1 protein-coding gene is annotated in these 662 nt (G+C 66.6%); it reads left to right on the top strand.

The annotated features are described in order from the left end of the window. Positions 1–610: hypothetical protein (locus tag LG367_RS18380; protein WP_226470728.1), on the top strand; the 610-nt coding region annotated here is incomplete at its 5' end. Positions 611–662: the final 52 nt, after the last annotated feature.

Raw genomic sequence — 662 nt, forward strand, 5'->3', positions numbered from 1 at the left:
TGGTCCTCTCGCCGCGAACGGGACGCGTAGTTTCGTCGGCTGGACCGCGACCAACTTTACCGCCCAGGGCGGCTCGGCGACCAATTGCGGTATCCCGGAAAACGCATCCGCGATCGCTGTGAACGTGGTGGCGGTTAATACCGTGCAGCCGGTGGGTTATCTGGTGGCCTGGCCCGCGAATACCGATCGGCCGAATGCGGCCACGGTCAATTTCGTCGGTTCCGATATCGGTAATTCGGTCATCCTCAAGCTGTGCCGTCCGGGCTGCGCGACCCAGTTCTCGGTGTTCAGCACCTCGCAGACGCAGGTGGTCCTCGACGTCTCCGGCTACTACATGGAGCCGGTCGCCACGGCGCTGGACTGCACCGCCGTCGCCCAGGAGGCGCCACTGCTGAACCTGGAATTCCAGAACATCATAGCCTTCTGCCCCGCCGGTTACACCGCCACCGGCGGTGGCTGCTCCGGCCCGGCCGGTCTGCAGATCGGTGGTTTCGCCCCCGCCGTGGTCGCGGGCAAGACGACGGGCTGGATCTGCCGGCTGGCCGGAGTCGCCACCGGTCTGGCGGGCGGTCACTCGATCGCCACCTGCTGCCGTCTCCCGGGACGTTAGACCGACCTGAGAGTCCCCCGGCTTTGCCTGCCTAGTCTTCCGTCGCGGCTCG

The sequence above is a fragment of the Luteimonas panaciterrae genome (assembly GCF_020511115.1).
Taxonomy (GTDB): domain Bacteria; phylum Pseudomonadota; class Gammaproteobacteria; order Xanthomonadales; family Xanthomonadaceae; genus Luteimonas; species Luteimonas panaciterrae.